20 protein-coding genes, 1 tRNA gene and 9 pseudogenes are annotated in these 25,411 nt (G+C 67.1%); 19 read left to right on the top strand and 11 right to left on the bottom strand.

From position 1 onward, the window contains the following. Nucleotides 1–31: 31 nt before the first annotated feature. Complete coding sequence (locus FQ389_RS00130; RefSeq protein WP_144205737.1) at nucleotides 32–1,102, top strand: potassium channel family protein; 1,071 nt, start codon at nucleotides 32–34, stop codon at nucleotides 1,100–1,102. Continuing rightward, nucleotides 1,102–2,025 (top strand): NAD(+) diphosphatase, encoded by a 924-nt coding sequence (gene nudC, locus FQ389_RS00125; RefSeq protein WP_144205736.1) that lies wholly within the window; start codon nucleotides 1,102–1,104, stop codon nucleotides 2,023–2,025. Before FQ389_RS00130 ends, nudC begins: the two co-directional genes overlap by 1 nt. 13 nt (nucleotides 2,026–2,038) lie before the next feature. On the opposite strand, the gene mrx1 is transcribed toward nudC, so the two are convergent. Then, a complete protein-coding gene (gene mrx1, locus FQ389_RS00120) occupies nucleotides 2,039–2,293 on the bottom strand; it encodes a mycoredoxin Mrx1 (RefSeq protein WP_144205735.1) in 255 nt (84 codons plus the stop codon). Between the two features lie 126 nt (nucleotides 2,294–2,419). Between mrx1 and FQ389_RS00115 the strand changes: the two are divergent. Together FQ389_RS00115 and FQ389_RS00110 are read left to right on the top strand one after the other, a co-directional pair. Beyond that, nucleotides 2,420–4,527: pseudogene (locus FQ389_RS00115) on the top strand (ATP-dependent DNA helicase UvrD2). A gap of 366 nt (nucleotides 4,528–4,893) precedes the next feature. Next, nucleotides 4,894–5,093, top strand: a pseudogene (locus tag FQ389_RS00110) (WhiB family transcriptional regulator); the annotation flags it as partial. Here FQ389_RS00110 and FQ389_RS00105 read toward each other — a convergent pair. The 4 genes and pseudogenes from FQ389_RS00105 to FQ389_RS00090 form a co-directional block, all read right to left on the bottom strand. After that, the gene (locus FQ389_RS00105; RefSeq protein ID WP_144205734.1) at nucleotides 5,090–6,433 is read right to left on the bottom strand and encodes a macrolide-binding ATPase MABP-1; all 1,344 of its coding nucleotides are present in this window, start codon (nucleotides 6,431–6,433) and stop codon (nucleotides 5,090–5,092) included. The pseudogene FQ389_RS00110 and the gene FQ389_RS00105 overlap by 4 nt on opposite strands. An 85-nt stretch (nucleotides 6,434–6,518) precedes the next feature. Beyond that, nucleotides 6,519–7,291, bottom strand: a pseudogene (locus FQ389_RS00100) (cyclodehydratase). A 69-nt stretch (nucleotides 7,292–7,360) separates the two neighbouring features. Further along, nucleotides 7,361–7,621 (bottom strand): hypothetical protein, encoded by a 261-nt coding sequence (locus FQ389_RS00095; protein WP_144205733.1) that lies wholly within the window; start codon nucleotides 7,619–7,621, stop codon nucleotides 7,361–7,363. A 372-nt stretch (nucleotides 7,622–7,993) separates the two neighbouring features. Beyond that, on the bottom strand, nucleotides 7,994–9,358 hold the full coding sequence (locus FQ389_RS00090) for a zinc-dependent metalloprotease (RefSeq protein WP_144205732.1): 1,365 nt from the start codon (nucleotides 9,356–9,358) through the stop codon (nucleotides 7,994–7,996). A 78-nt stretch (nucleotides 9,359–9,436) separates the two neighbouring features. Here FQ389_RS00090 and FQ389_RS00085 point away from each other — a divergent pair, with 78 nt between their 5' ends. Both FQ389_RS00085 and FQ389_RS00080 read left to right on the top strand, forming a co-directional pair. After that, nucleotides 9,437–10,459, top strand: coding sequence for a YlbL family protein (locus FQ389_RS00085; RefSeq protein WP_144205731.1), 1,023 nt, complete (start codon nucleotides 9,437–9,439; stop codon nucleotides 10,457–10,459). Nucleotides 10,460–10,530: 71 nt separating this feature from the next. Beyond that, a complete protein-coding gene (locus FQ389_RS00080; protein ID WP_144205730.1) occupies nucleotides 10,531–13,512 on the top strand; it encodes a UPF0182 family protein in 2,982 nt (993 codons plus the stop codon). A 66-nt stretch (nucleotides 13,513–13,578) separates the two neighbouring features. On the opposite strand, the gene FQ389_RS18390 is transcribed toward FQ389_RS00080, so the two are convergent. Continuing rightward, nucleotides 13,579–13,815 (bottom strand): helix-turn-helix transcriptional regulator, encoded by a 237-nt coding sequence (locus FQ389_RS18390; protein WP_260860296.1) that lies wholly within the window; start codon nucleotides 13,813–13,815, stop codon nucleotides 13,579–13,581. A 248-nt stretch (nucleotides 13,816–14,063) separates the two neighbouring features. On the opposite strand from FQ389_RS18390, the gene FQ389_RS00070 reads away from it, so the two are divergent. The 6 genes from FQ389_RS00070 (at nucleotide 14,064) to FQ389_RS00060 (ending at nucleotide 17,373) form a co-directional block, all read left to right on the top strand. Beyond that, nucleotides 14,064–14,336 (top strand): hypothetical protein, encoded by a 273-nt coding sequence (locus tag FQ389_RS00070; protein ID WP_144205729.1) that lies wholly within the window; start codon nucleotides 14,064–14,066, stop codon nucleotides 14,334–14,336. 542 nt (nucleotides 14,337–14,878) lie between these two features. Continuing rightward, nucleotides 14,879–15,226 carry a hypothetical protein gene (locus FQ389_RS18385; RefSeq protein ID WP_260860294.1) on the top strand — a complete coding sequence of 116 codons (348 nt, stop codon included), beginning with the start codon at nucleotides 14,879–14,881 and terminating at the stop codon, nucleotides 15,224–15,226. 50 nt (nucleotides 15,227–15,276) lie between these two features. Then, on the top strand, nucleotides 15,277–15,585 hold the full coding sequence (locus tag FQ389_RS18380; RefSeq protein ID WP_260860293.1) for a hypothetical protein: 309 nt from the start codon (nucleotides 15,277–15,279) through the stop codon (nucleotides 15,583–15,585). 188 nt (nucleotides 15,586–15,773) lie between these two features. Then, nucleotides 15,774–16,193: a hypothetical protein gene (locus FQ389_RS18375; protein WP_260860291.1), complete on the top strand. Its 420-nt coding sequence runs from the start codon at nucleotides 15,774–15,776 to the stop codon at nucleotides 16,191–16,193. Between the two features lie 433 nt (nucleotides 16,194–16,626). Next, on the top strand, nucleotides 16,627–17,118 hold the full coding sequence (locus FQ389_RS18370; protein ID WP_260860289.1) for a helix-turn-helix transcriptional regulator: 492 nt from the start codon (nucleotides 16,627–16,629) through the stop codon (nucleotides 17,116–17,118). A gap of 181 nt (nucleotides 17,119–17,299) precedes the next feature. Beyond that, nucleotides 17,300–17,373: transfer RNA gene (locus FQ389_RS00060), tRNA-Met, on the top strand. 37 nt (nucleotides 17,374–17,410) lie between these two features. Here the strand turns inward: FQ389_RS00060 and FQ389_RS00055 are convergent. The 3 genes and pseudogenes from FQ389_RS00055 to FQ389_RS00050 all read right to left on the bottom strand — a co-directional run bounded on the left by FQ389_RS00055 (nucleotide 17,411) and on the right by FQ389_RS00050 (nucleotide 19,424). After that, complete coding sequence (locus FQ389_RS00055) at nucleotides 17,411–18,007, bottom strand: LuxR family transcriptional regulator (RefSeq protein ID WP_260860287.1); 597 nt, start codon at nucleotides 18,005–18,007, stop codon at nucleotides 17,411–17,413. 5 nt (nucleotides 18,008–18,012) lie between these two features. Then, nucleotides 18,013–18,579 (bottom strand): hypothetical protein, encoded by a 567-nt coding sequence (locus FQ389_RS18365; protein WP_260860285.1) that lies wholly within the window; start codon nucleotides 18,577–18,579, stop codon nucleotides 18,013–18,015. Nucleotides 18,580–18,681: 102 nt separating this feature from the next. After that, nucleotides 18,682–19,424: pseudogene (locus tag FQ389_RS00050) on the bottom strand (SAM-dependent methyltransferase). Between the two features lie 55 nt (nucleotides 19,425–19,479). Between FQ389_RS00050 and FQ389_RS00045 the strand changes: the two are divergent. The 4 genes and pseudogenes from FQ389_RS00045 (at nucleotide 19,480) to FQ389_RS00030 (ending at nucleotide 21,929) form a co-directional block, all read left to right on the top strand. Then, a complete protein-coding gene (locus FQ389_RS00045; protein WP_144205728.1) occupies nucleotides 19,480–20,190 on the top strand; it encodes a helix-turn-helix transcriptional regulator in 711 nt (236 codons plus the stop codon). Then, nucleotides 20,187–20,614: pseudogene (locus FQ389_RS00040) on the top strand (hypothetical protein). Before FQ389_RS00045 ends, FQ389_RS00040 begins: the two are co-directional and overlap by 4 nt. A gap of 18 nt (nucleotides 20,615–20,632) precedes the next feature. Then, a pseudogene (locus FQ389_RS00035) lies at nucleotides 20,633–20,981 on the top strand (cupin domain-containing protein). 5 nt (nucleotides 20,982–20,986) lie between these two features. After that, nucleotides 20,987–21,929: pseudogene (locus tag FQ389_RS00030) on the top strand (NAD(P)H-dependent flavin oxidoreductase). A gap of 29 nt (nucleotides 21,930–21,958) precedes the next feature. On the opposite strand, the gene FQ389_RS00025 reads toward FQ389_RS00030, so the two are convergent. Then, nucleotides 21,959–22,654, bottom strand: a complete 696-nt coding sequence (locus FQ389_RS00025) for a helix-turn-helix transcriptional regulator (protein ID WP_407662710.1) — start codon at nucleotides 22,652–22,654, stop codon at nucleotides 21,959–21,961. A 99-nt stretch (nucleotides 22,655–22,753) separates the two neighbouring features. Here FQ389_RS00025 and FQ389_RS00020 point away from each other — a divergent pair, with 99 nt between their 5' ends. Continuing rightward, nucleotides 22,754–23,212, top strand: coding sequence for an Rv2617c family stress response/phage resistance protein (locus tag FQ389_RS00020; protein ID WP_144205727.1), 459 nt, complete (start codon nucleotides 22,754–22,756; stop codon nucleotides 23,210–23,212). On the opposite strand, the pseudogene FQ389_RS00015 reads toward FQ389_RS00020, so the two are convergent. Next, a pseudogene (locus FQ389_RS00015) lies at nucleotides 23,194–23,680 on the bottom strand (DUF1990 domain-containing protein). The gene FQ389_RS00020 and the pseudogene FQ389_RS00015 overlap by 19 nt on opposite strands. Before the next feature lie 60 nt (nucleotides 23,681–23,740). Here FQ389_RS00015 and FQ389_RS00010 point away from each other — a divergent pair. Next, complete coding sequence (locus FQ389_RS00010; RefSeq protein ID WP_144205726.1) at nucleotides 23,741–24,616, top strand: aldo/keto reductase; 876 nt, start codon at nucleotides 23,741–23,743, stop codon at nucleotides 24,614–24,616. A 21-nt stretch (nucleotides 24,617–24,637) separates the two neighbouring features. Then, nucleotides 24,638–25,308 (top strand): annotated as a pseudogene (locus FQ389_RS00005) (PaaI family thioesterase). Nucleotides 25,309–25,411 lie beyond the last annotated feature (103 nt).

Here is a 25,411-nt window from a genome sequence, read left to right as displayed (position 1 = left end):
TACGCCGGGATCAAACCGATGATGGGCCAGCGTGGCCAAAGGTAGCTGGCGGCGGCTGCGGCGCCTCGACGAGAGGTTGACCGTCCAGACCAGTTACGCGCCGGTCGGTGTGCTGCGTGTCCCGCAGGGGCATGCCAGCCCCGCTCGCATCATTTCGCGCCGGGTGGCGATCGCCACCGCCGCATTGTTCCTCGGCGCCGTCACCGTCTACCTCGATCGCGACGGCTACCACGACGCGCAGGGTGACGGCCTGACGTTCCTGGATTGCCTGTACTACTCCGCGGTGACGCTGTCGACGACCGGTTACGGCGACATCACGCCGATCTCGGAATTCGCGCGCGCGACCAACGTTTTGATCGTCACGCCGTTGCGCATCGCGTTCCTGATCTTGTTGGTCGGCACCACGCTCGAAGTCGTCACCGAAACATCGCGCCAGGCGTGGAAGATCCAGCGTTGGAGGAGCAGAGTGCGTAACCACACGATCGTGATCGGCTACGGCACCAAGGGCAAGACGGCCGTGGCGGCGATGCTCGCGGACGAGGTGCTCCCGGGAGACATCGTCGTCGTCGACATCGAGCAGGCGGCGCTCGACCGCGCGGTGTCCGCCGGCCTGGTCACCGTCCACGGCGATGCGACGAAATCTGATGTGCTGCGGCTGGCCGGCGCCCAGCATGCGGCCTCGATCATCGTCGCGTCCAGCCGCGACGACACCGTGGTGCTGGTGACGCTAACCGCCCGCGAGATCGCACCCAAGGCCAAGATCGTGGTATCCATTCGCGAGTCCGAAAATCAGCATCTGCTGGAGCAATCGGGCGCCGACTCGGTGGTGGTTTCCTCCGAGACCGCCGGCCGGCTGCTCGGCCTGGCCACAACCACCCCGAGCGTCGTGGCGATGATCGAGGATCTGCTCACCCCGCAGGAAGGTCTGGCCATCGCTGAGCGAGAGGTCGAGAAGAACGAGATCGGCGGATCGCCGCGGCATCTGCGCGACATCGTCCTCGGCGTGGTGCGAGACGGACGGCTGCTGCGCATCGGTGCGCCCGAGGTGGATGCGATCGAGGCCAGCGACCGGCTTCTCTATGTCCGAAACGCGGAAAGCTAGTGGATTTTCAGCTGCGCAGCGTTCCGCTGCTCTCGCGCGTCGGCGCGGACCGGGCCGATCAACTGCGCACCGATGTCGACGCGGCCACCGCCGGGTGGGCAACCGCCGCACTGCTGCGGGTGGATTCGCGCAACCAGGTTCTGGTGGCCGACGGTCGGGTGGTGCTCGGCTCGGCGGCCGAGCTGGGCGACAAACCACCGACGGACGCGGTTTTCCTGGGCCGCATCGACGACGGTCAGCACGTCTGGGCGATCCGGGGAGCCCTGCAGGCGCCCGAAGATCCCGACGCGCAGACCGAGGTGGTGAACCTGCGCAGTCTCGGCCCGATCTTCGACGACACAAGCAGCCAACTGGTGTTGTCGGCCGTCGCGTTGCTGAATTGGCATGAGAGAGCACGGTTTAGCTCGATCGACGGCTCGCCGACGAAACCGGCCCGGGCAGGCTGGTCCCGGGTGAATCCGGTCAGCGGGCACGAGGAGTTTCCCCGCATCGACCCGGCGATCATCTGCCTGGTACACGACGGCGGCGACCGTGCGGTGCTGGCCCGCCAAGCGGTGTGGCCCGAGCGGATGTTCTCGCTGCTCGCCGGATTCGTCGAAGCCGGTGAGTCGTTCGAGGTCTGCGTTGTCCGCGAAATCCGTGAGGAGATCGGCCTGAACGTGCGTGACGTCCGCTACCTGGGCAGCCAGCCGTGGCCGTTCCCGCGCTCGCTGATGGTCGGGTTCCACGCGCTGGGCGACCCGGACGAGGAGTTCTCGTTCAACGACGGCGAAATCGCCGAGGCGGCGTGGTTCACCCGCGACGAGGTTCGCACCGCCCTGGCAGCCGGTGATTGGGGCAGTTCATCGGAGTCGAAACTGCTTTTGCCCGGGTCGATTTCGCTCGCACGGGTGATCATCGAGTTTTGGGCTGCACTCGACTAGGGGGTGAACCGCCTCAGCCGGCCACCTCGGCGAGCTTCACCTTGACATCGGCGGCGTTGGGATTCGTCAGCGTCGACCCGTCGGCGAACTTCACGGTGGGCACCATCCGGTTGCCGCCATTGACCGAACTGACGAACTCCGCGGCCGCCGGGTCGTGTTCGATGTCGACCGCGTCGTAGGGAATGCCGTTGGACTTGAGCACGGTCATGAGCCGGTGGCAGTAACCACACCATGACGTCGTGTAAACGGTGATCGGAGCGCTGCTCATGATCCGTTAGCGTATCCGGCGCGCCGCGTGTTCCTTACCCGGGGCCCGCCGACCAGGGGCACACCCGAGCCGGATCGGCGTGGCGAAACGCCCGGATTGTCGGCCACCGCTGCCAAGATGGACGCCATGCCGGTGGTGGCCGACCCGTTGATCGCGGGACTGGATGAGGAACAGCGCGAGGCCGTGCTGGCGCCGCGCGGGCCAGTGTGTGTCCTGGCGGGCGCTGGAACGGGCAAAACCCGCACCATCACCCACCGCATTGCCCAGCTGGTGGCCAACGGACATGTCGCGGCCGGCCAGGTGCTCGCGGTCACGTTCACCCAGCGTGCGGCGGGGGAGATGCGGTCCCGGTTGCGGATGCTGGACGTCGCCACCGAAACCGGGGCGGGCGTCGGCGCCGTGCAGGCCCTGACCTTCCACTCGGCCGCGCACCGCCAGCTCCGATACTTCTGGCCGCGGGTGGTCGGCGACACCGGCTGGCAACTGTTGGACACCAAGTTCGCCGTCGTGGCCAGGGCGGCCAGCCGGGTCAGGCTCAACGCCAGCACCGACGACGTGCGTGACCTGGCCGGCGAGATCGAGTGGGCCAAGGCGTCGCTGATTGGGCCCGAGGCGTATCCGGGTGTGGTGGCTGCCGCGGGGCGGGACGTCCCGTTGGACGCCCAAAAGATCGCCGACGTCTACACTGCCTACGAGGCCCTCAAGGTCCGCGACGAAGCGGTGACGCTGCTCGACTTAGACGACCTGTTGCTGCACACCGCGGCCGCCATCGAAAATGACGCCGCCGTGGCCGAGGAGTTCCGTGATCGCTACCGCTGCTTCGTCGTCGATGAGTACCAGGACGTCACCCCACTGCAGCAGCGGGTGCTGTCGGCGTGGCTGGGCGATCGGGACGATCTGACGGTGGTCGGCGACGCCAATCAGACCATCTATTCGTTCACGGGCGCTTCGCCGCGCTTCCTGCTCGACTTCTCGCGGCAGTTTCCGGACGCCACGGTGGTGCGCTTGGAACGTGACTACCGCTCCACGCCGCAGGTCGTCTCGCTGGCCAACCAGGTGATCGCCGCGGCGCGAGGGAGGGTGGCGGGCAGCAAGCTGCAATTGTCCGGCCAACGGCCACCGGGCCCGGCGCCGACGTTTCACGAGCATCCCGACGAAACCGCCGAGGCGGCCGCCGTGGCCAAGGCGATCGGCGGGCTGATCGAATCCGGCACCGCTGCCACCGAGATCGCGGTGCTCTACCGCGTCAACGCCCAATCCGAGATCTATGAGGAGGCGCTGACCGAGGCGAACATCGCCTACCAGGTTCGCGGCGGCGAGGGATTTTTCGCCCGCCAGGAGATCAAGCAGGCGATGGCGGCGTTGCACCGTGCCGCCGAACGCGCGGGCGAGATCCCCCCGGCGGTGCCACTGCCCGACGTGGTCCGCGCGATCCTCGAACCGCTGGGGCTGACCGCGGAGGAACCGGTCGGCACCCGGGCCCGTGAGCGCTGGGAGGCGCTGAGCGCGCTGGCGGAATTGATGGACGACGAGGTGGCGCAGCGCCCCCAGCTGGATCTGCGCGGCCTGGTGGCCGAGTTGCGGAACCGGGCCGATGCGCGGCACCCACCGGTCGTGCAGGGGGTCACCCTGGCGTCGCTGCACGCTGCCAAGGGGCTCGAGTGGGATGCGGTTTTTCTGGTGGGGCTGGCCGACGGCACCCTGCCCATCTCACACGCCTTGGCACACGGGCCCGAAAGCGAAGCGGTGGAGGAAGAGCTTCGGCTGCTTTACGTCGGAATCACAAGGGCCCGAGTGCATTTGGCGCTCAGTTGGGCGTTGTCGCGCAGCCCGGGCGGCTGGCAGAGTCGCAAACCGTCACGCTTCCTCAGCGGCATCGCCCCGCAGGCTGCTCTGGACGCGGGGCCGGGTAAACCTCGCCGCAGACAGGGGCCGCGCGATGCCGGATCTGCAACAGCAACCTGACCACCCCGGCGTCCGTCATGCTGCGGCGGTGCGAGACGTGCAGCGTCGACATCGACGAGAAGTTGTTACTGCGGCTCAAGGAATGGCGGCTGGAGGTCGCCAAGGAGCAGAAGGTGCCCGCGTACGTCGTGTTCACCGACAACACCCTGATCGCGATCGCCGAGCTGCTGCCCGGCGACGAGGCCGCGCTGATCGCCATTCCGGGCGTCGGCGCGCGCAAACTCGAGCAATACGGTGCCGACGTGCTGCAGTTGGTGCGCGACCGGTAGGTGCAAACCCGCAGGTCAGAAAATCGATTGTCAGCTGGGGCTGCTAGCATCTACCCTCGGAACCGCGTTCACGCTGTCGAGTGCTCAAAAGAGGTGGCCACGATGCTCAATGACATGTTCACGGGAGCCGTGGCCGACGCAGCACCGATCGCGGGGACCTTCCACGCCGCCGCTGACGCGTCCGTGGATCGGAGAGATACTGTAGTCGCTACGTAACCCCGCCTACCAATGGCCACGGACCCGCAGTCAAGGATCCGTGGCCATCGTTTTGGGACTGAGCAGTCAGCCCGCGACCTGGTCCGGATCACCGAAAGAGGACACCCAACCAGGAAGCAGGTGATCAGGACGGCGATCCCGATCTTTAGGTTCGCCAAAACCCCGGCCGACCTGGAACGCGCCAAGACGCTCTGCACGGACTGCCCGGTGCGGCGGCAATGCTTGACAGCGGCGCTAGACCGCGCCGAACCGTGGGAGGTGTGGGGTGCGGCGAGATTTTCGAGCGTGGCGCGGTCGTGAGCTACAAACGGCCCGCGTGGACACCGCGCAAGGCAACGGTCGCAGCCTAGAGCACGGCCGCGTCGGGCTCGGCGAAGCCGGGAACCAGCTCTTCGGACAGCTTTTTGATCGGCACGTGGGCGTCCAGCTGGCACAGGATGGCCGCCACCGACATGATCACCCGCATCAGGATCACCAGCTTGGGCGGTAGGTCCATCTGCCGGGCCGTCTTGATCTGCGACACCGACCGGTCGATCTCGATGGTGGACATCTTCTGCAGCCACTTGCGGTTGTAGTGGAAGACGTCGACCTCGACCGGTTCGACGTACTGGCGCAGCATGTCGTCGATGTCGCGCACCGAGACCTGCTGGCCCTTCTGGATGAAGCCGGCCTTTTCCATCGTCGGCAGCAGCAGGTCGTAGTTCTTTTCGCGGGCCAGCCGAATGGTCATACCCAGCTCGATCGGAAAACCGCCGGGCATGGGAGCGACGGCGCCGAAGTCGATGACGGCCATCCGGCCGTCGGGCAGCAGCATGAAGTTGCCCGGGTGTGCGTCGCCGTGCAGCATCTCCAGCCGGCGCGGCGCGTCGAAGGTCAGCTCGAGCAGCCGGGTGCCGATCAGGTCGCGTTGCTCGCGGGTCCCGTCGCGGATGATCTCGGCCATCGGTACGCCCTGAATCCATTCCTGGACAACGACTTTGGGTGCACTGGCCACCACCCGCGGCACCGCGAAGTGCGGATGGTCGCGGTACGCCTTGGCGAACGCGCGCTGGTTGTCGGCCTCGAGCCGGTAGTCGAGTTCCATCTCTGTGCGCTCGATCAGCTCGTCGACCACACCCTGGACGTCGGCGCCGGGCGCCAGCTGCTTGGCCACCCCGACCAACCGCTGCATCGTCTTGAGGTCGGCTCGCAGCGCCTCGTCGGCGCCGGGGTACTGAATCTTGACGGCTACGTCGCAGCCGTCGGACCACACCGCCTTGTGCACCTGCCCGATGCTGGCCGAGGCCACCGGGGTGTCGTTGAACTCGCTGAACCGGTCCCGCCACTTGGTGCCCAGCTGCGCGTCGAGCACCCGGTGCACGCGGTCGGCCGGCAGCGGCGGAGCGTCCTTCTGCAGCTTGGTCAGCGCTTCGCGATAGGGCTCACCGTATTCCTCCGGGATCGCGGCTTCCAACACCGACAGAGCCTGGCCCACCTTCATCGCCCCGCCCTTGAGCTCACCCAGCACGGTGAACAGTTGATGGGCGGCCTTCTCCAGCAACTCGGCCTGGACCTCGTCCTTCGACTTGCCGGTCAGGCGCTTGCCGAAGCCGAGCGCGGACCGCGCCGCGAAGCCGACGGGAATGCTGGCCAGCTTCGCGTTCCGTGCAGCCCTGCCCCGTTTGATGTCTGCCACACGTCCATCATCCATGACGGCTCGTCCGCCCCGGGGTTGATCTAGGCAACAGAGTAGTAGTAGTGACGCGGCGACCGGTGGTCACCCGGGTCACGGCCCATCAGCAGGAACACAACGGGTGGCGGGTCCACTGCCGCGCGACGATCGCCCCGGCATTGAGGTCAAACTCCAGGGTCGCGTTGAGCACCTGCGGCGGGTCGGTATCGGCTCCTGCGTCTTGCCCGCGCACCGCCGCGATCACCCGATTCACCTGGCTGAGCGCCGCGCGACGGCGGGCCAGGCGGCGTCGCGGTCGCTGTGGTGCAGATCGGCGCACCCCAGGCAGCTGGTCACGCCGGGGACGACCAGCGGCCCCACCAGGCCGGTGCCGTCGCGGACCCGCACCGCCAGATGGGGGACGCCCTGACTGTGCAGGTCGCGCACCATCCGCGGGTTGGCCACCAGGTAGTAGGCCAGCACCACCAGATCCACGGCGGCACGCGTGACCGCGGCGTGCGGCTGGCTGCTGTGCGCGATCCGAGCCCCGGAACAGCGCAGCGCCCCCATCAGCAAATCCGACAGCAGCCCGCGACCGTGCACGCGGATCGAGGACGCACGCCCGCCGGAATCCGCGGGTGACCACACTGGCTTCCACCAACTGCGTGACCAGGTGGGTCAGGCCGTCGGCATCGGTCAGTCCGTGCTCGACGGCTTGCCGGTGCAGCTCGGTGATCGGCAGCGGAGAGCGCATCGCACGCAGCAGCGTGGCGGCGGCCAGGCCGCGAGGTGGGCCAGACCAGCACCGCCCGGCGGGGACCCCAGCCGACTTGGACGGCGCCGTCGGGCCGCAACAGGACGGGCATGGCTCGGGTCGAGCGCATACAGGCGCGGCACGCGGCATGAGTCGGACTGTGCCACGGCGCGGGTAACGGCCCGTTCAGTTATCCACAGGGCCGTCGGAGCTCAGCCGGCCGGCGCCGTGGACGAGGATTTGACGCCGTAGTGCTCGAGGAGCACGACGGTGTCGGCCGCATCGATGCCACCCTTCTCGGTGTCGTGGCCCGGGTCGCCGGTGGGGAGGTAGATCGGACCGTCACGGACCGCCGAGGGCGTCTGCTGTGCCAGCGCAATGACCTCCTCCTCGGTCCGCGCTTTGCCGGTGACCTCACCGACCACGTCGGCCACGGACGCCAGCCCGCACGTGTCCTCTGTCGACTGCTGCACCCAGTACTTGGCGGCGGTCTCCGGATCGCCGTAGAGGCCGTTGGTCGACGTCCGCGCTGGCGCCTGGGGAGTTGCGGATACGCCGCTGCCGGCCGTGACCGGTGTGCGGTCTACACCGTTCGCAGCGACGAGGAGGCCGCGTCACAGGCCGACACCGACCACTCGGTGGCCGTCGCCAAACCGGCGCAAACCACCGCGGTGCGCAGCGCGGTTGCGAGTCGGGCGTTGAGCATGTTGCCGCCAAGGCTTGTCGGACTGTCTAATCGCCGCCAACGTAACACCCCTAGCAAACGGCTGAAGCGCAATCAGATGTAATTCAGTAAGTGTGATCGTGTAATTCAGTAAGCGTGATCGACGGTTCGAAAGCCCCGCTCAGTCGGCGCCGGGGTCTTCTTCTTTCAGCCGGGCGATCGCCTCGTCGATGCCGGTGGTGTCCCCGCCGACGACCCGGTCGATGAAGCCGGCCGGATCATCGAGATCGTCGGCGCCAGGCAACAGGTCGGGATGCTGCCAGACGGCGTCGCGCGCGTCGGCGCCGGCGGCTTCGGTCAGGCGCTCCCACAGCGCCGCGGCCTCGCGCATCTTGCGAGGCCGCAGCTCCAGGCCGACCAGGGTGGCGAACGTCTGCTCGGCGGGGCCGCCGCTGGCCCGGCGCCGCCGCAACGTTTCGCTCAGCGCGGCCGCGCCCGGAATCCGATCGCCTAGCGCCGCCGTGACCACGACCTGTACCCAGCCCTCGATGAGCGCGAGCAGTGTCTCGAGTCGCTCCAGCGCCTGCGTTTGCGTCGGGGTGGCCTTGGGCTCGAAAACACCCTGGCCGAGCAGGTTTTCGATGGCCGCCGGATCAGCCAGCGTCGCGGGGTTGAAGTCGCGCGCGAGCTCTTCGATCCCGCTCATGTCGATCTGCATGCCCCTGGCGTAGGCCTCGACGGCGCCCAGCAGCTGGCTGGACAACCAGGGCACGTGACTAAACAGCCGGTGGTGGGACGCCTCCCGCGCCGCCAGAAACGTCATGATCTCGCTGCGCGGCTGCTCGAGCCCGGCGGCGAATTCCTCCACGGCGTCCGGCATGATCGCCGCCACGCCTTTGGGGCCCAGGGGCAGGCCGATGTCGGTTGACGTCAGCACCTCGCGGGACAGCCGGCCCAGGGCCTGGCCCAGTTGCGAGCCGAATGCCATGCCACCCATCTGCGACATCATCGCCATCAGCGGGCCTGCCATGCTCTTGGCCTCTTCGGGCAGCGACGACGCCCACACCGACGAAATCTGTTGGGCCATCGGGTCGCACAGCCGTTTCCAGGTTGCCAGGGTGTTGCCCACCCAGTCGCTGGGGCTCCAGCCGACCGCCTTGGTCGTGCCCGACGGCAGCGCCGTGACGCCGTCGAGCCAGGTGTCCGCGAGGTGCACCGCGTCGGCGATCGCCGAGTTCGTCGACGCCAGAATCGGGGCGACGAAGCCAATCGAGCTCGACGCGACCTGCCGGGCCAGTTCGTAGTTGACCGGCCCCGACTGGCCGCTGGCCGTCATCGTGCCGGCGTCACTGAACATCTGACCGAGTTGGGTGAAGATTTGCCCGAGGTCGTCCATGCTGAAGTCCCCGCTCATGCCGAAAGCGCCGAGCGGGTTTGACTCGCCCGAGCCGGACTCGGGATCTTTCTTCCCTTGCTTGTCGCGTTCGGGGTCTTCTCCCGAGGAGAAGCCGAAGGGCAGGTCAGCCATAACCCCAACGGTACTCACCGCCGGACCGGCTGGCCCCATCTGTTGTCACGCTTGTAGCTGCACCGGCGACCAGCGGGTCCGGTTAGGGTTAGCGGCGTGAACAGGCGGATTCTGACCCTGATGATCGCGCTGGTGCCGATCCTGGTCTTCGGCGTGTTGCTCGCGGTCGTGACGGTGCCGTTCGTCTCCCTGGGGCCCGGGCCTACCTTCGACACGCTCGGTGAGGTCGACGGCAAGCAGGTCGTTGCCATCGAGGGCACCCAAACCCACCCGACGACCGGGCATCTCAACATGACGACGGTGTCCCAGCGGGACAAGTTGAGCCTGGGCGAGGCACTGACGCTGTGGTTCTCCGGTCAGGAACAGCTGGTGCCGCGCGACCTGATCTACCCGCCTGGAAAGTCCCGCGACGAGGTGGACAAAGCCAACAATGCCGATTTCAAGGACTCCGAAGACAGCGCCGCCTACGCCGCCTTGGGCTACCTGAAATACGCGCCGGCGATCACCGTCGCGACGGTCACCGATCCCGGACCGTCAGTGGACAAGCTGAAGGTCGGTGATGCCATTGACGCGGTCAATAGCACCCCGGTCGCCAACGTCGAGCAGTTCACCGGCCTGCTCAAGACCACCAAGCCCGGGCAGGTGGTGACGATCGACTATCGTCGCAAGAACGAGCCGGCCGGCGTCACGCAGATCACGCTGGGCTCCAACAAAGACCGCGACTACGGCTTCTTGGGTGTCGCGGTCCTGGACGTGCCGTGGGCGCCGTTTTCCGTGGACTTCAACCTCGCCAACATCGGCGGCCCGTCGGCCGGCCTGATGTTCAGCCTCGCGGTGGTCGACAAGCTCACCACCGGCGACCTGGCCGGTTCGACGTTCATCGCGGGGACGGGCACGATCTCCGCCGACGGCAAGGTCGGCCAGATCGGCGGGATCACGCACAAGATGGTCGCCGCCCACGAGGCCGGCGCCACGGTGTTCCTGGTGCCCGCCAAGAACTGCTACGAGGCGGCTTCGGATAATCCGCACGGCTTGCGTTTGGTGAAGGTCGAGACGCTGTCGCAGGCGGTGGACGCGTTACATGCGATCCGGCAGGGTGGCCAGGCGCCGAGTTGCTAGTCCGTCATATCGCGCGCCGCGGTGCGTACAGTTGTGACCGTCCCGGCCAGATTGATCAGGGAGCGTAACCAGTGGGGATACGGCCCACCGCAAGAATGCCGAAGCTGACACGACGCAGCCGGATTCTCATCATGATCGCGCTCAGCGTGATCGCGCTGCTACTCGACGGTCCGCGGCTGATCGACGCGTACGTCGACTGGTTGTGGTTTGGCGAACTTGGGTACCGCTCGGTGTTCACCACCGTGCTGTGGACCCGCATCGTGGTGTTCCTGATCGCGGGCCTGGTCGTTGGCGGCATCGTGTTCGCCGGCCTCGCCCTGGCCTACCGTTCCCGCTTTGTCTTCGTCCCGAGCAACGAGAACGACCCGGTGGCCCGGTATCGGGCGGTGGTCATGTCCCGGTTGCGGTTGGTGGCCATCGGTGTTCCGGCGGCGATCGGCCTGCTGGCCGGCGTGATCGCGCAGAGCTACTGGGTGCGCATCCAACTGTTCCTGCACGGCGGCGACTTTGGCATAAGGGACCCGCAGTTCGGCAAGGACCTCGGCTTCTACGCGTTCGAGTTGCCCTTCTACCGGTTGGTGCTCAGCTATCTGTTCGTGTCGGTGTTCCTGGCCTTCTTGGCGAACCTGCTGGTGCACTACATCTTTGGCGGCATCCGGTTGTCCGGTAGCACCGGTGCGCTGAGCCGATCGGCACGAATTCAGTTGATCAGCCTGGTCGGCACGCTGGTCCTGCTCAAGGCCGTCGCCTACTGGCTGGACCGCTACGAGCTGTTGTCGCACACGCGTGGCGGTAAACCGTTCACCGGTGCGGGCTACACCGACATCAACGCGGTGTTGCCGGCGAAGCTGATTCTGATGGCGATCGCGATCATCTGCGCCGCCGCGGTCTTTTCCGCGATCACGCTCAAGGATCTGCGGATTCCGGCGATCGGACTGGTGCTGTTGCTGCTGTCGTCGCTGATCGTGGGCGCCGGGTGGCCACTGATCGTCGAGCAGATCAGCGTGCGACCCAATGCTGCGCAAAAGGAAAGCGAATACATCAGCCGAAGCATCACCGCGACCCGGCAAGCGTACGGGCTCACCTCCGATGTGGTGACGTATCGCAACTACAGCGGCGACAGCCAGGCCACCGCGCAGCAGGTCGCCGCCGACCGCGCGACGACTTCCAACATCCGGTTGCTCGACCCGACGATCATCAGCCCGGCGTTCACTCAGTTCCAGCAGGGCAAGAACTTCTACTACTTCCCGGATCAGCTGTCGATCGACCGCTACCTGGACCGCAACGGCGTGCTGCGCGACTACGTGGTGGCAGCGCGAGAACTCAACCCGGACAGGCTGATCGACAACCAGCGTGACTGGATCAACCGGCACACCGTGTTCACCCACGGCAACGGATTCATCGCGTCGCCGTCTAACACGGTGCGCGGTATCGCCAACGATCCTACCCAAAACGGTGGTTATCCGGAATTCCTGGTCAACGTGGTCGGCGCCAACGGCGGTGTGGTCTCCGAGGGGCCGGCGCAGCTGGACCAGCCCCGCATCTATTTCGGCCCGGTCATCTCCAATGCGTCCGCCGATTACGCAATCGTCGGCAAGAACGGACCCGACCGCGAATACGACTACGAGATCAGTACCGAAACCAAGAACTACACCTACACCGGGGTCGGTGGGATTTCGATCGGCGACTGGCTGTCCCGCAGCGTGTTCGCCGCCAAGTTCGCCGAGCGGAACTTCTTGTTCTCCAACGTGATCGGTAACAACAGCAAGATCCTGTTTAACCGGGATCCGGCCGCCCGGGTGGAGGCCGTGGCGCCGTGGCTGACCACCGACAGCGCGGTGTACCCGGCGATCGTCAACAAGCGCCTGGTGTGGATCATCGACGGCTACACCACGCTGGACAATTACCCGTATTCGGAGCTGACGTCCCTGGAGTCGGCGACCGCGGACTCCGCCGAGGTGGCGTTCAACAAGCTGGGTCCCGACAAGCAGGTCTCCTACATCCGTAACTCGGTGAAGGCCACGGTCGACGCGTACGACGGCACCGTGACGCTGTACCAGCAGGACGAGCAGGATCCGGTGCTCAAGGCCTGGATGCGGGTCTTCCCGGGGACCGTCAAACCCAAGAGCGACATCACCCCGGAGCTTGCCGAGCACCTGCGCTATCCGGAGGACCTGTTCAAGGTGCAACGGATGCTGCTGGCGAAGTATCACGTCAACGACCCGGTGACGTTCTTCTCCACGTCGGATTTCTGGGACGTGCCGCTCGATCCGAACCCCACCGCTAGCAGCTATCAGCCGCCCTATTACATCGTCGCGAAAAACATTGCTAAGAACGATAATTCGTCGTCATACCAATTAACGAGCGCGATGAACCGGTTCAAGCGGGACTATCTGGCCGCCTACATCAGCGCGAGTTCCGATCCCGCGACGTACGGCAAGATCACCGTGCTGACCATTCCCGGTCAGGTCAACGGCCCGAAGCTGGCCAACAATGCGATCACCACCGATCCGGCGGTCTCGCAGGACCTGGGTGTGATCGGGCGCGACAACCAGAACCGAATACGGTGGGGCAACTTGCTGACGCTGCCGGTGGCTCAGGGAGGGCTGCTCTATGTCGAACCCGTGTACGCCTCGCCGGGAACCAGCGACGCCGCCTCGTCGTACCCCCGGTTGATCCGGGTGGCGATGATGTACAACGACAAGATCGGCTACGGCCCCACCGTCGGTGATGCGCTCACCGGGTTGTTCGGGCCCGGTGCCGGTGCGGCCGCGACAGGGATCGTTCCCACCGACGCCGGCGCGCCGGCCAATCCGCCGCAGAGTCCGCCGGCGTCGGCCGCTGCGCCGGGAGCTGCGCCACCGCCCGCCGCGGCGCCCCCGGCTCCCGAGGGTGCGACGACCTTGTCTCCTTCGAAATCCGCTGCGCTGCAAGATATTCAGACAGCGATCAACGCCGTGCGTGACGCGCAGAAGAAGGGTGATTTCGCAGGCTACGGGGCGGCTCTGCAGCGGCTCGACGACGCGATCAACAAGTACAACAACACGAAGTAGCCGCGGCTGGCCCGCAGTTCAAGCCAGGATTTGTCTTCGGTAGGCGGTCGGCGTGGTGTCCAGCCGTCAGCGCATTACCACGGAGAAATGTTGCGAACTGGCGAATCCGCATTCGTGTGCGATCTCGGTGATCGTCAGCGAAGGGTTGGCCAGCAGTTCGCATGCCCGGGTGAGACGGCGGTTCATCAGCCACCGATGCGGGGGCTCGCCCGTGCCCTCGCGAAACAGCTCGGTCAATCGCCCCGCCGACAAGCCGACGACTTTAGCGAGCTCGTGTAGGCCCACGTCCGCCGAGAGATGCACTTCCAGGTAATCGATCGCGCGTCGATAAGCGCCAATCGCGGTGGCCCATGATCACCATCCGCGAACACCCGTAGCGTTGCTTGAACTCACCGACAATCCCTCGGCAGAACTCCTCGGCGAGCGGATCGCCTGCACACATCGGATCGATCAGGGTGACGGTACGACCCGCCTTGATCGCGCCGCTTCTCGACCGCGGCCCGCTCGATCATGGCGTGCGGCAGGTACACGTGTAGATAGCCGAACTGACGGTGCACGTCACCTATGCCGGTTTGCTGGTTCAGCTGCCCTGCGGGATATTACGAGAATTGATCGCTTTCGCCGCGCCCCAGCCGAGCCGGCCGCGGGGGTATGCGATGTTCGCCGAGCAGGACGACACCTACATGCTCGCCGTTCAAACGGTGGCGGGGCACGCGGCGCCTTCCGATCACGCCTCGCTGCTGAATTGTCTGAGCGAGTTGGCGCCCCAGCACGTGCTGGCCGCCGCGCACTGCGCCCAACCACTGGCGGATGTCCCCCAGTAGCGGTTTAGGTCCAACCGGTGACGCCGCTACGACAAACTGACCTCGATGTCCGAGGGGCCCATCGTGATCAGCGACGCGCTGTGCAACTACAATCTATTTTAGAGCAGGGCGTGTCGGTCGCCGCTATCGAGGGTGCTAGTGTTGCGGGGATTGCCTGAGCCAAGGGCGGGCGGGGCTGCAGCGGCGCACCTGGTGCGGCACACGTCGGGCTGCCGAGTTGTCCGCGCCGCGGGGATTCAGTCAGAGATGGAAGTGGCGTTCGCCGGGCTGCACCAGCTCTGCGCGCCTCATGCTCAGCCGGCTCGATCGCCTCCCAACGCCACAGGCAGAAGCTTTGCGGATTGCGTTGGGCATGCGTTCAGGATCGGCGCCGGACCGGTTCCTGATCGGGCTTGCTTTGCTGAGCTTGCTGGCTGACGTGGCCGAAGAACAACCGCTCCGCTGCCTCATCGATGATCAGCAGTGTCTGGACCGGGCCTCGGCCCAGATCCTCGCCTTTCGGTGCTCGGCGGCTCGGAGCGGAAGCGGTGGGCATCGTCTTCGTGACAAGAGTACCCGGTCCGGAACTAGTCGGGTTGCCGGAATTGGTCGTCGGACGCCTGCCCGAGGCAGATGAGCGCGAGCTCCTGGATGTGACAATGCTGGGATCTCTGGACGCGCGAGTGCGAGATCAGATCGTCGCCGAGTCGCGCGGAAACCCTTTGGCGTTGTTGGAACTGCCGCGTGGCTTGACCGCGGCCGAGCTGGCCTGCGGGTTCCGGCTTACCGCGGCGGCGCCCCTGGCCGGGGTTGTCGAGGAAAGCTTCCGCCGTCGTTACGCCGCGTTGCCCGCGCCCAGCCGACTGATGTTGCTGCTCGCGGCGGCCGACCCCACCGGCGACCCGCATTGATTTGGTGCGCAGCACGACGGCTCGGTATCTCGGCCACGGCCGCGGTCGATGTGACGGAGACGGACCTTGCCGAGGTCGGCAGCCGGATAACGTTCCGGCACCCGCTGGCGCGGTCGGCAACGTACTGGTCGGTGTCGGAGACCGAGCGGCAAGCGGTGCACGGCGCCCTGCGGAAGCGACCGACCGGGTACTCGATCCCGATCGCTGGGTGTGGTACCTGGCCGGGGCCGGACGAGAACATCGCGGCGGAACTCGAACGGTCTGCCGCCCATGCGCTGGCGCGAGGTGGGCTCGCCGCGGGTGCAGACTTCCTCGAACGCGCCGCAATCCTGACGCTCGGCTCGGTGCGGACGCGCTGAACGGTCGCTCTCGGCGGCGCAAAACAAGCTTCAGGCGGGCGCATTCGACGCGGCGACGGACCTGTGTTGGCGCTGGCCGAGGCCGGGCCGCTCGACGAGCTTCAACGAGCCCGTGTCGACTTGGTGCGAGCCCAGTCCGCCTTTGCCACCAGTCAGGTCAGGGCGGGGATGGTCCATTTCTGCTGCTCATGGCAGCCAGGAGGCTTGAGCCGATCGATGCCGGCCTGGCCAGGGAGACCTACCTGGATGCCATCAACGCCGCGGCCTTCGCCGCTCGCCTCGCCGGTTCCGGCGGTGGCGTCATTGTGGTGGCTCAGGCCGCGGCCGCGGCCCCGAGACCGGCGCACGCGCCCCGCGCCGACCTCCTCCTGGATGGGCTGGCGGCGAACTTCGTCGAGGGTTACCCGGCGGCGGTGCCCGACCTCACTGCGGCACTCAGCGTGTTCGGCGACCGGCATGTCGGAGGACGAAGAGCTGCGCTGGATGTGGCTCATCAACCTCGGGCGGCCTTGCACCTCTGGGATGACGAGCGCTGGGACCCGCTCTCGTCCCGTTATTTGGAGCTTGCGCACAAGGCCGGCGCCCTGAACGACTTCCGCTCGCGCTGAGTACGCGGGCAATGTTGCTGCTGTTCTCCGGAGATCTGACCGCCGCTTGCGCTTTGATCGACGAGCAATTGACGGTCACGGAAGCAACCTCGCGCCGTACGCCGCCATGCGTCTTGCCGCGTATGCGGCAGAGAATCCGAGACGTCCGCCATGATCGAGGACACCGAGCGGCAAGTGCAGCCGCGGAGTGAAGGCATCGGGGTGGCCTGCGCCGAGTGGGAAGCGGGCCGTGCTGCAGAACGGCTTTGGCAATTACGCGGAGGCTATGGCGGCCGCCGAGCTTGCGTTGTATCACCAGGAGTATCCGGACATCTCCAGTACCCGGGCATCGCGAACTGGGCCGTGAGTGAGCTCATCGAGGCGGCCGTGCGCAATGGAGACAACGAGACGGCGGCCGCCGCGACCCGCTGAATCGCCGAGATGACTCACGTCAGTGGCGCCGACTGGGCGCTCGGGGGCGAAATGCGCTCACGCGCTACTGGCGGAGAGGGAGGACGCCGAGCGTCTCTATCAGGCGGCGATCACCCACTTCAGCCGTACACGTGTCCGCACCGAACTCGCCCGCGCGCACCTGATCTACGGTGAATGGCTGCGTCGGGAACGCCGACGCATCGACGCGCGCCAGCAGCTGCGCACGGCGCACCAGATGCTGGAGACCATGGGGATGGCGGCGTTCGCGGAACGGGCGCGGCGCGAACTGGTGGCCACTGGTGAGACGGCCCGCAAGCGCACAGCCGTCACCAGCACCGTCGAGCTGACCGCCCAAGAGATGCAGGTAGTGCGCCTGGCCCGGGAAGGCCTCTCGAATCCCGAGATCGGCACGCGGTTGTTCATCAGCGCCAAAACGGTCCAGTATCACCTGCGGAAGGTCTTCGCCAAGCTTGGCGTGAACTCGCGGAATCAGCTCGAATATGTCCTAGCCTAGCGTCGGCCAAAACGGTGATCGCGCGCGAATTTTCGCGCGCTGCAACACAATTGCCAACCGGACTTGAACCGGGCCCGGTGCGTGACGCGCGCATGATCCGCGCCGGCGGCCGCCCGCGCCGGTTCCGCCAACTCGCGATTTGGAGAGCGTCGTGCGTGTTCGGTAACCTTGCATTCACCGACGCGGGGTGGAGCAGCTCGGTAGCTCGCTGGGCTCATAACCCAGAGGTCGCAGGTTCGAATCCTGTCCCCGCTACTACGCGGTGTCGCAAGACATCGGAATGGCCCCAAACCTACGTTGGGTTCGGGGTTTTTCGTGGGGGCCTTTGCAGCCGCAATGTCCCCCGATGGTGCGATCGGTCAGCTCGTGGCGCGTGCGACTCAGCGCGCGGCAGTACCTGCTCAAGCTGGCTGCGTGAGCTGATGCCCAACTTGGCGAACACTTTGCCAAGGCGATACTGGACAGTCCGCGCGCTGATGAACATCCGGGCAGCTATCTCCGGGTTCGACAGTCCGTCACAGGGCAGGCGCGATCTGATTTCCTGCGCGGTCAGTTGTTCCGGTCCCTCTTCGGTCGCGCGTGCGCGGGCCGTCGCACCGGTTGTCTGCAGCTCGCGGCGGGCCCGCTCGGTGAAGGCCGCCATCCCCATGGCCGCGAGCATGCCGTGGGCGACGCCCAGCTGTGTTCGCGCGTCCGTGCGACGCCCTTGCGTGCGCAACCATTCCCTGTAGAGCAGATGGGCTCGCGCGAGTTCCGTGCGAATGCGAGTACGGTCCAGCCGCTCGATTGCCTCGAGGAAGAGGCGCTCCGCTTCGTCGCCGTCGCTGAGCAGCGCCCGGGCACGCGCTTCAAAGCCCAGCGCCCAATCAGTGCCGCTTGCGCTTGTCATCTCGCTCAGCTGGACGACAGCATCGGCCGCGACATCCTCGCGCCGCTGCGCGGGGCGGCCTCGACGAGCTTTACGGTTGCCCAAGCGGACAGGGCGACGTCTGTGTGTTCGGCCGTGCGCCGGCTGCCGTAATGGCCCTTTTGTGATCGCCGAGACCGTTGTTGAGCACCGCGTAGGAAAATTCGGCGAGCCAGATGCCTTTCCCCACGCCGCACGACGTCCCTCGTGGTGGCTTTGATCAGCGCTGACGCCAAAGAGTGGTTGCCGCGGAATGCGGCCAAAGTCACGCCAGGATCGGTGGCGAGGCTGTCGCAGACCTTGGCCCGCGCCGAGGGGCTACTCGCCGAGTGACCATCCTGGTAGATGCTGGCCAGCCAGATGTGCACCAGCATGTCGATCACGCGGTCCTCGCGGATCGCCGGCTCCTCGGCGGTGAACGTCGCGGCCATCACCCGCTCGCTTAACAAGTTCAACTCGATGGCCAGGTCCTCGGCCGGGACGGTGTGAGGGGCGGCTCCCCGGGCCTGTTTGCGGTCATCACCCGAGTGTTGCGGCGACCGGCGGCGGGGCATGCGCGTACCCGGTGTTCGGCGAGGGGTCGGACACAGCACATACCCTTGAGTACAGCGATATATGCCAGGCAAATTGGCGATGACAATCAACAATAATGTCGCTTAAGTCGCCACGTTTTCCGGCTTGTGGGCGATGATCGCGACGGCGGTGAGCCGCTCCCGATGCTTGCGGAACGTGGCGCGCATCGTCAACACCCGCTTGCGCGCCTCGCGATTGAGCGCCACGCTCTTGGCGAACCGCAACGCGCCCAGCAGGCCTTCGTCGGCGATCACCCGCCGCGGTTGCAGCAGCGTCATCGGCGCGGTGACGACCCGGTCAACCCCAGGCCGTGATCGGCCAGCAGTCGCGACCATTCGGCGATGGTCAGCGGCCGCGCGTTCACCTTGATCGTGCGGGCCAGCGCCTGCCGGATCTCGGTGCTGACCTCGTTGGGAACCGAGTCCGGGGTCAGCGCGAGTTCGTGGATGGTGTAGCGGCCGCGTGGCCGCAGCACGCGCAGGGCCTCGGCGACGATGGCGTGCTTGGTCGCGTCGCCCTGCATGGTCAGCATCGCCTCGCCGACGACGTCGCGGCTGGCATCGGGTAGTCCGGTGTCGGCCGCGTCAGCGACCCGCACGGTCCCGGACTCGGCCGGCAGCCCCGCGATCACATCGCCGACCATCTCGGCGGCGGTCCGTCCGAGGCCCGGCGCCAGCTCGAGCACATCGGCGTCAGTGACGTCGGCACCGGCCAGCAGGGTGCGCGTCAGGCCGACTGCGCCGGGGCGGAGGACGCGTTTGCCGAGTCGCGCCAGCAGCCAGTGGACCTGAACGCTGTCGTCGGCACGACTGGACATGGCAGCCATGACAATAGCGACCCCTTACTGGTTTATGCAAGCGCTATTGTGTAAACTTTATCGCATGTCGTACGTTAGCGGAAGGCCGCGTCGCCCGGCCCGAGAAGGGGCCGCCTCCGAGGCGGGAGACTCCGCGAATCGGCGCCGCGAGGTGCTGCGGACGCTACGCATCTCCCGGGAGCCGTTGACCATCGTCGCGATCGCCGACGTGCTGGGCGTACACCCCAACACCGTCCGATTCCACCTCGACAGTTTGGTCGGCGACGGTCAGGTGGAACAGGTCGGACCGGGGCGTAAGGGGCCGGGCCGCCCGCCGCTGATGTTCCGGGCGGTTCGGCAGATGGACCGGGGCGGGACGCGTCACTACGAGGTGCTCGCCGAGATCCTGGCCGTCGCGCTGGCCGGCGAAAAGGACTCCGCTGCCAAGGCGCTGGCCGTTGGCCGGGCGTGGGGCCGGCGGCTGGACTCGGGCGCCGCACCGGAGCGGGCAGAGAGCCCGGAACAGGCCATCGGCCGCCTGGTCGGCCTGCTCGACCGGCTCGGCTTCGCGCCGGAGCGCCGCAGCGCCGACGGTGCGCAACAGGTCGGTCTGCGGCACTGCCCCTTCCTCGAGATCGCCGAAAACCGAAGCGGTGTCGTCTGTCCCGTCCACCTCGGGCTCATGCAGGGAGCGTTGGAGGGCTGGGGCGCCGCGGTCACCGTCGAGCGCCTCGACGCCTTCGTCGAACCGGACCTGTGTCTGGCCCACCTCGAGTTGCAAGAGTCCCCACGATGAGCACAGAAATGGCCATCGCCGTCGCGATCACGTTCGTCTGGCTCGGCATGGTGCTGGCTATCTCGTTCTTGGAGGCGCCGCTGAAATTCCGGGCGCCCAACGTCACGCTGCAGATCGGGCTCGGGATCGGGCGGCCTGGTGTTCCGGGCGCTCAACACTGTGGAGGTCGCGTTCGCCATCGTACTGCTGGCGCTGGCGCTCGACGGCCCGATGCCCACCCGCATCGTGATCGTGTTGGGGGCCGCCGTCGTCATGCTGGCCGTCCAGCTGATCGCGGTGCGGCCCCGACCTGACGCGGCGTTCGAACGCGGTGCTCGCCGGATCCGATGCGCCGCGGTCCCGGGCCCACTACGCCTACGTCGGTTTGGAGGTGGTCAAGACGGCGGCCCTGACCGTGGCGGGGATACTGCTACTGACCGCCTGAGCCGGAGAGGATTCACCCATGGAATCGATCTCGCTGACCAGTCTCGGGCCTCCAAAAAGCTGGCCAAAGCCCAGGGAGTCACAGCGGACGCGCCGCGCACACCATCCACGGCGGGCACACCCACGAACTCCGTCAGACCGTGCTGGCGCTGCTCGCTGGCCACGAGTTGTCCGAACACGACAGCCCGGGTGAGGCGACGCTGCAGGTGTTGCAGGGGCACGTGCGCCTGACGGCCGGCGACGATGTCTGGGACGGCAAGACCGGCGACTACGTGGCGATCCCGCCGCAACGGCACGCCCTACACGCGGTCGAGGATTCGGTGGTCATCCTGACCGTGTTGAAAAGCATTCCTTCGCAATCATATTGAGCGCCGTGCTGTCCACGCCCTGGTCGCGGCAATTCGGTCCGCGGGTGCCGATCGTCAACGCCCCGATGGGCGGCGTGGCCGGCGGCCGGCTGGCCACGGCCGTCAGCGCGGCCGGCGGCCTGGGCACGGTCGGCATGGGAAGCGTCGCGAACAGGGAGAGACTGGCCACCAGCTGGGCCAGCTTGACGGCTAACATCGAGGGCCGATTCGGCATCGGGCTGGTGGAGACTGGGTGATGCGCAACGAAGAGGGGCTGCTCGAGGACGCCCTGGCGGCACGACCCGCGCTGGTCTCGGTCAGTTTCGGCACCGACTGGTCTTGAGTCACCACGGCGCATGACGCCGAAATTACCACACAGGTTTACGACGCGCAGGGCGCGCGCCAGGCGGTCGACGCGGGAGTGGACATCGTGGTCGCGCGCGGTGCCGAGGGGGGCGGGCACGGCGAGACCCGGCTCGGCCACCCTGCCGTTGCTCGACGCGGTCTTGGATGCGGTGTCGGTGCCGGTCCTCGCGGGCGGCGGCATCACCTCGGCGCGCAGCCTGGCCGCGGTGCCGGCCACCGGCGCCAGCGGCGCCTGGATAGGCACCCGCCTGTCGGCCTGCCCGGAGGCGCTGACCGGCGACGCGAGCCGCCGGTCCTTGATCGCTGCCGGGTCCACCGACACGGCGGTCACCCGGGCCTTCGACGTCGCCAGCGGACTGCCGTGGCCCGCGCGCTTCCCGTTGCGGGTGCTGACCAACGATTTCGTCGAGCGTTGGGCCGGGTCACGAGGAGGCGCTCGACGCCCCGGCCTGCGACGAGCTGGCCGCCGCGGTCGCCGCCGACGACCGCACCATCGCCCCGGTCGATGCCGGGCAAGGGGTCGGCATGATCTGCGACTACGCGTCCGTGGCGGAGGTCATCGACGGAATGTGTTCGGGCGCAGCACGTTTATTGGCCGGCTAGGGCGCCTAGGTTACGCCGGTCACGCCGGCTCAGTCCTGACCGCGCCGCAGCACCACGCAACAGCGATCGAGCCCGGGGTGCAGGCGGGCGTCGGGGCCGTGCGGTGCCAGTGCTTCGGCCACTCCGGTGATCAGCGCGTGGTTCATGCCGCAGGCCAACTGGGTCTGCTCCCGGGCCAGTGCGTGGAAGGGGCAATTGGCGAGTTCGACTTCGCCGTGCGTGGCGCGGGGCTCATATCCGTACCGGCGCAACACCGCCAGCGCCGTCTCGAGTCCCGACGCGGCGTCCGCCGGCGCCTCGGCCACCCGGCCGATCATCCGGCCGTAGTCATGGGCGACTCGATTCAGCACTTCGACGACCGGTTCCCAGGTGCCCTCGGAATGCGCGATGGCTTGCGCCATCAGCCGTCCGGCCAATTCGTATTCCCGCGGCGGAAGGCTGACGGCGATGTCGCGGGCGGCCCGGCGGTAGAGCTTCGACGGCCGCCCCGCGCCGGGGCCGGACCGGCCGGTCCGGCGCGCGTAGTCGCTGTTCAGCAACCCCTCGGCGGTCAGCCGGTCGAGGTGGAACTTGGCCTGATGGTGCGCGATCCCGACCGCGTCGGCCGCCTGCTCGCGGCTGACCGCCTCGGGCTGCGCACAGACGAACTGGTAGAGCCGCATCCGCACCGGGTCGGCAAGTGTGCCGATGCCGGCCGAGGCACGCGCCAGCGAGTGTTCCTGCACCACAACCGCTCATTTCTAACGGACAAAACTCTTGACGCTACAGTCTACCAATTCTAATGTGCAAACTATATATATATGTTAGAACGAAAGGGGCATCTCATGACCACCGACCAGGCCAGCGCGGCTCCTGCGCTTGCCACCCAATGGAAGGACCCGGCGTATTCGGCCTACCTGGCCCTGCGCACCCTGTTCACCTGCGCGCCCGTCGTTTTCGGGCTCGACAAGTTCTTCAACCTGCTAACCCACCCGCACCACTGGAGCATGTATCTGGCGTCCTGGATCGACGGCATGGTGCCGGGCAGCGCCGACCAGTGCATGTATGCGGTGGGCGTGATCGAGATCGTGGCCGGCGTGTTGGTCGGCGTCGCGCCGCGGATCGGCGCCTGGGTTGTCGCGGCCTGGCTGGTCGGCATCATCGTCGACCTCGTCACCGGGCCCGGCTACTACGACGGGGCGCTGCGCGACTTTGGGTTGCTGGTTGGCGCCATCGCGCTGGGCCGGCTGGCGCAGGGTGTGCACGCGGGCAGCATCGGGATCGGTCAGACCCCGCGTAGGTAGCGCTTGGCGATGAGCCGCTGCGCCACCGACACCACTCGGATGAGCGGCCTTGTTCCACCAGGTCGCGGGCTGGGAGAACGCGGACACCTCCGCGAAGATCGCGGAGGTGTCCGCGTCGATGTGCACGGCGAAGCGCTCCTCACCGGACTCGGGATGACCCTGCAGCGTGCCGTAGTCGAATTCGCGGATGTCGGGTTCGTCGCTGACGTAGACGACGCGGCACGGCGCGGGCAGAAAACCCAACCGCACCAACACCACCGAGTCGACCGCCGCCACCTCGGAGCTGGCCTGCGCCCGCAGCCCGGCGCTGCGTTGCATGCCCCAGCGCATGACCGCGTCGGCGGCCCGCTCGAACCGCTGCCGGCCCGTTCCGATCTGCTTCTCCACACGCAGCCCGCTGTAGCCGGCGGGCACCTCGCCCGCCGCGGTGGCGCCAACCTCGGAGTAACTCAGCGGAAGCTCCTCCACCCACCCAGCTTGTTGCCACGCCGAGATGCGTAACCGCGTCGTCGGCGTACGGTTTTAGGCGTGACTACACAAAACTCGAAAACTGTTGCCGAAGCGTCCGGAAGGTTCACCTTGGGTGGCGATTTGACCGTCAACCGTCTCGGGTTCGGGGCGATGCGCATCGTCGGCAAGGGCGTCTGGGGCCCGCCGGTCGATCGGGACGAATGTGTCCGGGTGTTGCGGCGCGCCGTCGAACTCGGGGTGAACTTCATCGACACCGCGGATTCCTACGGCCCGTACATCTCCGAGGAGATCATCCGGGAGGCGCTGCACCCCTACGATGGTCTGGTGATCGCGACGAAAGCCGGGTTCCTGCGCACCGGACCGGACGTCTGGATCGAGATGGGCTACCCGGCCTACCTGCGGCAGGAATGCGAGATGAGCCTGCGCCGCCTTGGCGTCGACACCATCGATCTGTTCCAGCTGCACCGCATCGACCCCAAGTGGCCGCTGGCTGACCAGCTGGGCGAGCTGGTCAAACTGAAGAACGAAGGCAAGATCCGCCACATCGGGCTCTCCGAGGTCGACGTCGACGAGCTTAAGCAGGCCCTGGATATCACCGAGATCGTGTCGGTGCAGAACATGTACAACCTGTCGGTCCGCGGGGCCGACCCGCTCGTCGACTTCTCGACCGAGCACGGTGTCGGCTTCATTCCGTGGTACCCGCTGGCTGCCGGTCCGCTGGCCGCGCCCGACGGTCCGCTGCAGCGCATCGCCGACCAGCACCACGCGTCGCCGTCGCAACTGGCGCTGGCCTGGCTGCTCAAGCGCTCGCCGGTGATGCTGCCGATTCCCGGCACGTCGAAGGTCAAGCACCTGGAGGAGAACGTGGCCGCCGCCGAGATCACGCTCAGCGATGACGAGTTCGAGACTCTGGCGGCTGCCGGAGCGCAGTAACCGTGCACCCAATGCGGTGTTCTGGTGGTCGGCGACCATCAGAAGCACCCCGGCGGAGGGTTCAATCCGCCCGAACCGACGACCAAGGGCGGCCCGGACTACGGCCGCTTCATCGACGCGGTGCGCAAGCTGCAAGACCATGCGCGCGCCGTCGACGCCCCCGACGACGTCCTCACCGAGGCCGGCCGACACGCTGGAAAAGCTGTCGGCACTGCTGAGTCCGTATGACGCCGACGAGTGGGCGTCGCCGTCGGGCCGGCGGATGGACCTGCCGGTGCGGGGCAACATCCCACCGTCCCGATCGAGTCCCACAAGACCGTGGACGGCCGGCCGTATCGCGGGCTGCGCCCGGTTCGCCCGGGGTTCCACCTGGGCCGCAACGGCGCGGTGCACGGTGGGTCGCTGGGCATGCTGTTCGACACCGTCCTCGGTCTCACCGCGTCGGTGCTCACCGGCAGTCCCCGCCAGCGCACCGCGTACCTGAAGATCAACTACCGCAACGAAGATCAACTACCGCAACGAAGATCAACTACCGCAACATCGTGCCCATCGAAAAAGAGCTGCAGCTCGACGCAGGGGTCGATCGGGTCGACGGCCGCAAGATCTTCGTGTTCGGCACTTTGACGGACGGGGACACGTTGCTGACCGAGGCCGACGCGCTGTTCGTGAAGCTCAAACCCGGCCAGCCGTGATGGCCGTGACGGCTTGGTCCGGTTGGGGCGGGCCCCGATAGCATGGCTCTGACCGATCCGGATCACTCGCCGACCGCCCCTCACCTACCTTTGGAGACTGACC

Origin of the sequence: Mycobacterium tilburgii, from assembly GCF_902168065.1 — a bacterium.
Taxonomy (GTDB): domain Bacteria; phylum Actinomycetota; class Actinomycetes; order Mycobacteriales; family Mycobacteriaceae; genus Mycobacterium; species Mycobacterium tilburgii.
This window is presented reverse-complemented; position numbering and strand designations above follow the sequence as displayed.

Excerpts from the sequence above, each read along its gene's own strand:
- mrx1 (WP_144205735.1), bottom strand. The coding sequence starts at position 2,293 with ATGAGCAGCGCTCCGATCACCGTTTACACGACGTCATGGTGTGGTTAC.
- FQ389_RS00105 (WP_144205734.1), bottom strand. The coding sequence starts at position 6,433 with ATGGATGATGGACGTGTGGCAGACATCAAACGGGGCAGGGCTGCACGG.
- FQ389_RS18375 (WP_260860291.1), top strand. The coding sequence starts at position 15,774 with ATGGCAGCCAGGAGGCTTGAGCCGATCGATGCCGGCCTGGCCAGGGAG.
- FQ389_RS00055 (WP_260860287.1), bottom strand. The coding sequence starts at position 18,007 with ATGACAAGCGCAAGCGGCACTGATTGGGCGCTGGGCTTTGAAGCGCGT.
- FQ389_RS18365 (WP_260860285.1), bottom strand. The coding sequence starts at position 18,579 with ATGCCCCGCCGCCGGTCGCCGCAACACTCGGGTGATGACCGCAAACAG.
- FQ389_RS00045 (WP_144205728.1), top strand. The coding sequence starts at position 19,480 with ATGTCGTACGTTAGCGGAAGGCCGCGTCGCCCGGCCCGAGAAGGGGCC.
- FQ389_RS00020 (WP_144205727.1), top strand. The coding sequence starts at position 22,754 with ATGACCACCGACCAGGCCAGCGCGGCTCCTGCGCTTGCCACCCAATGG.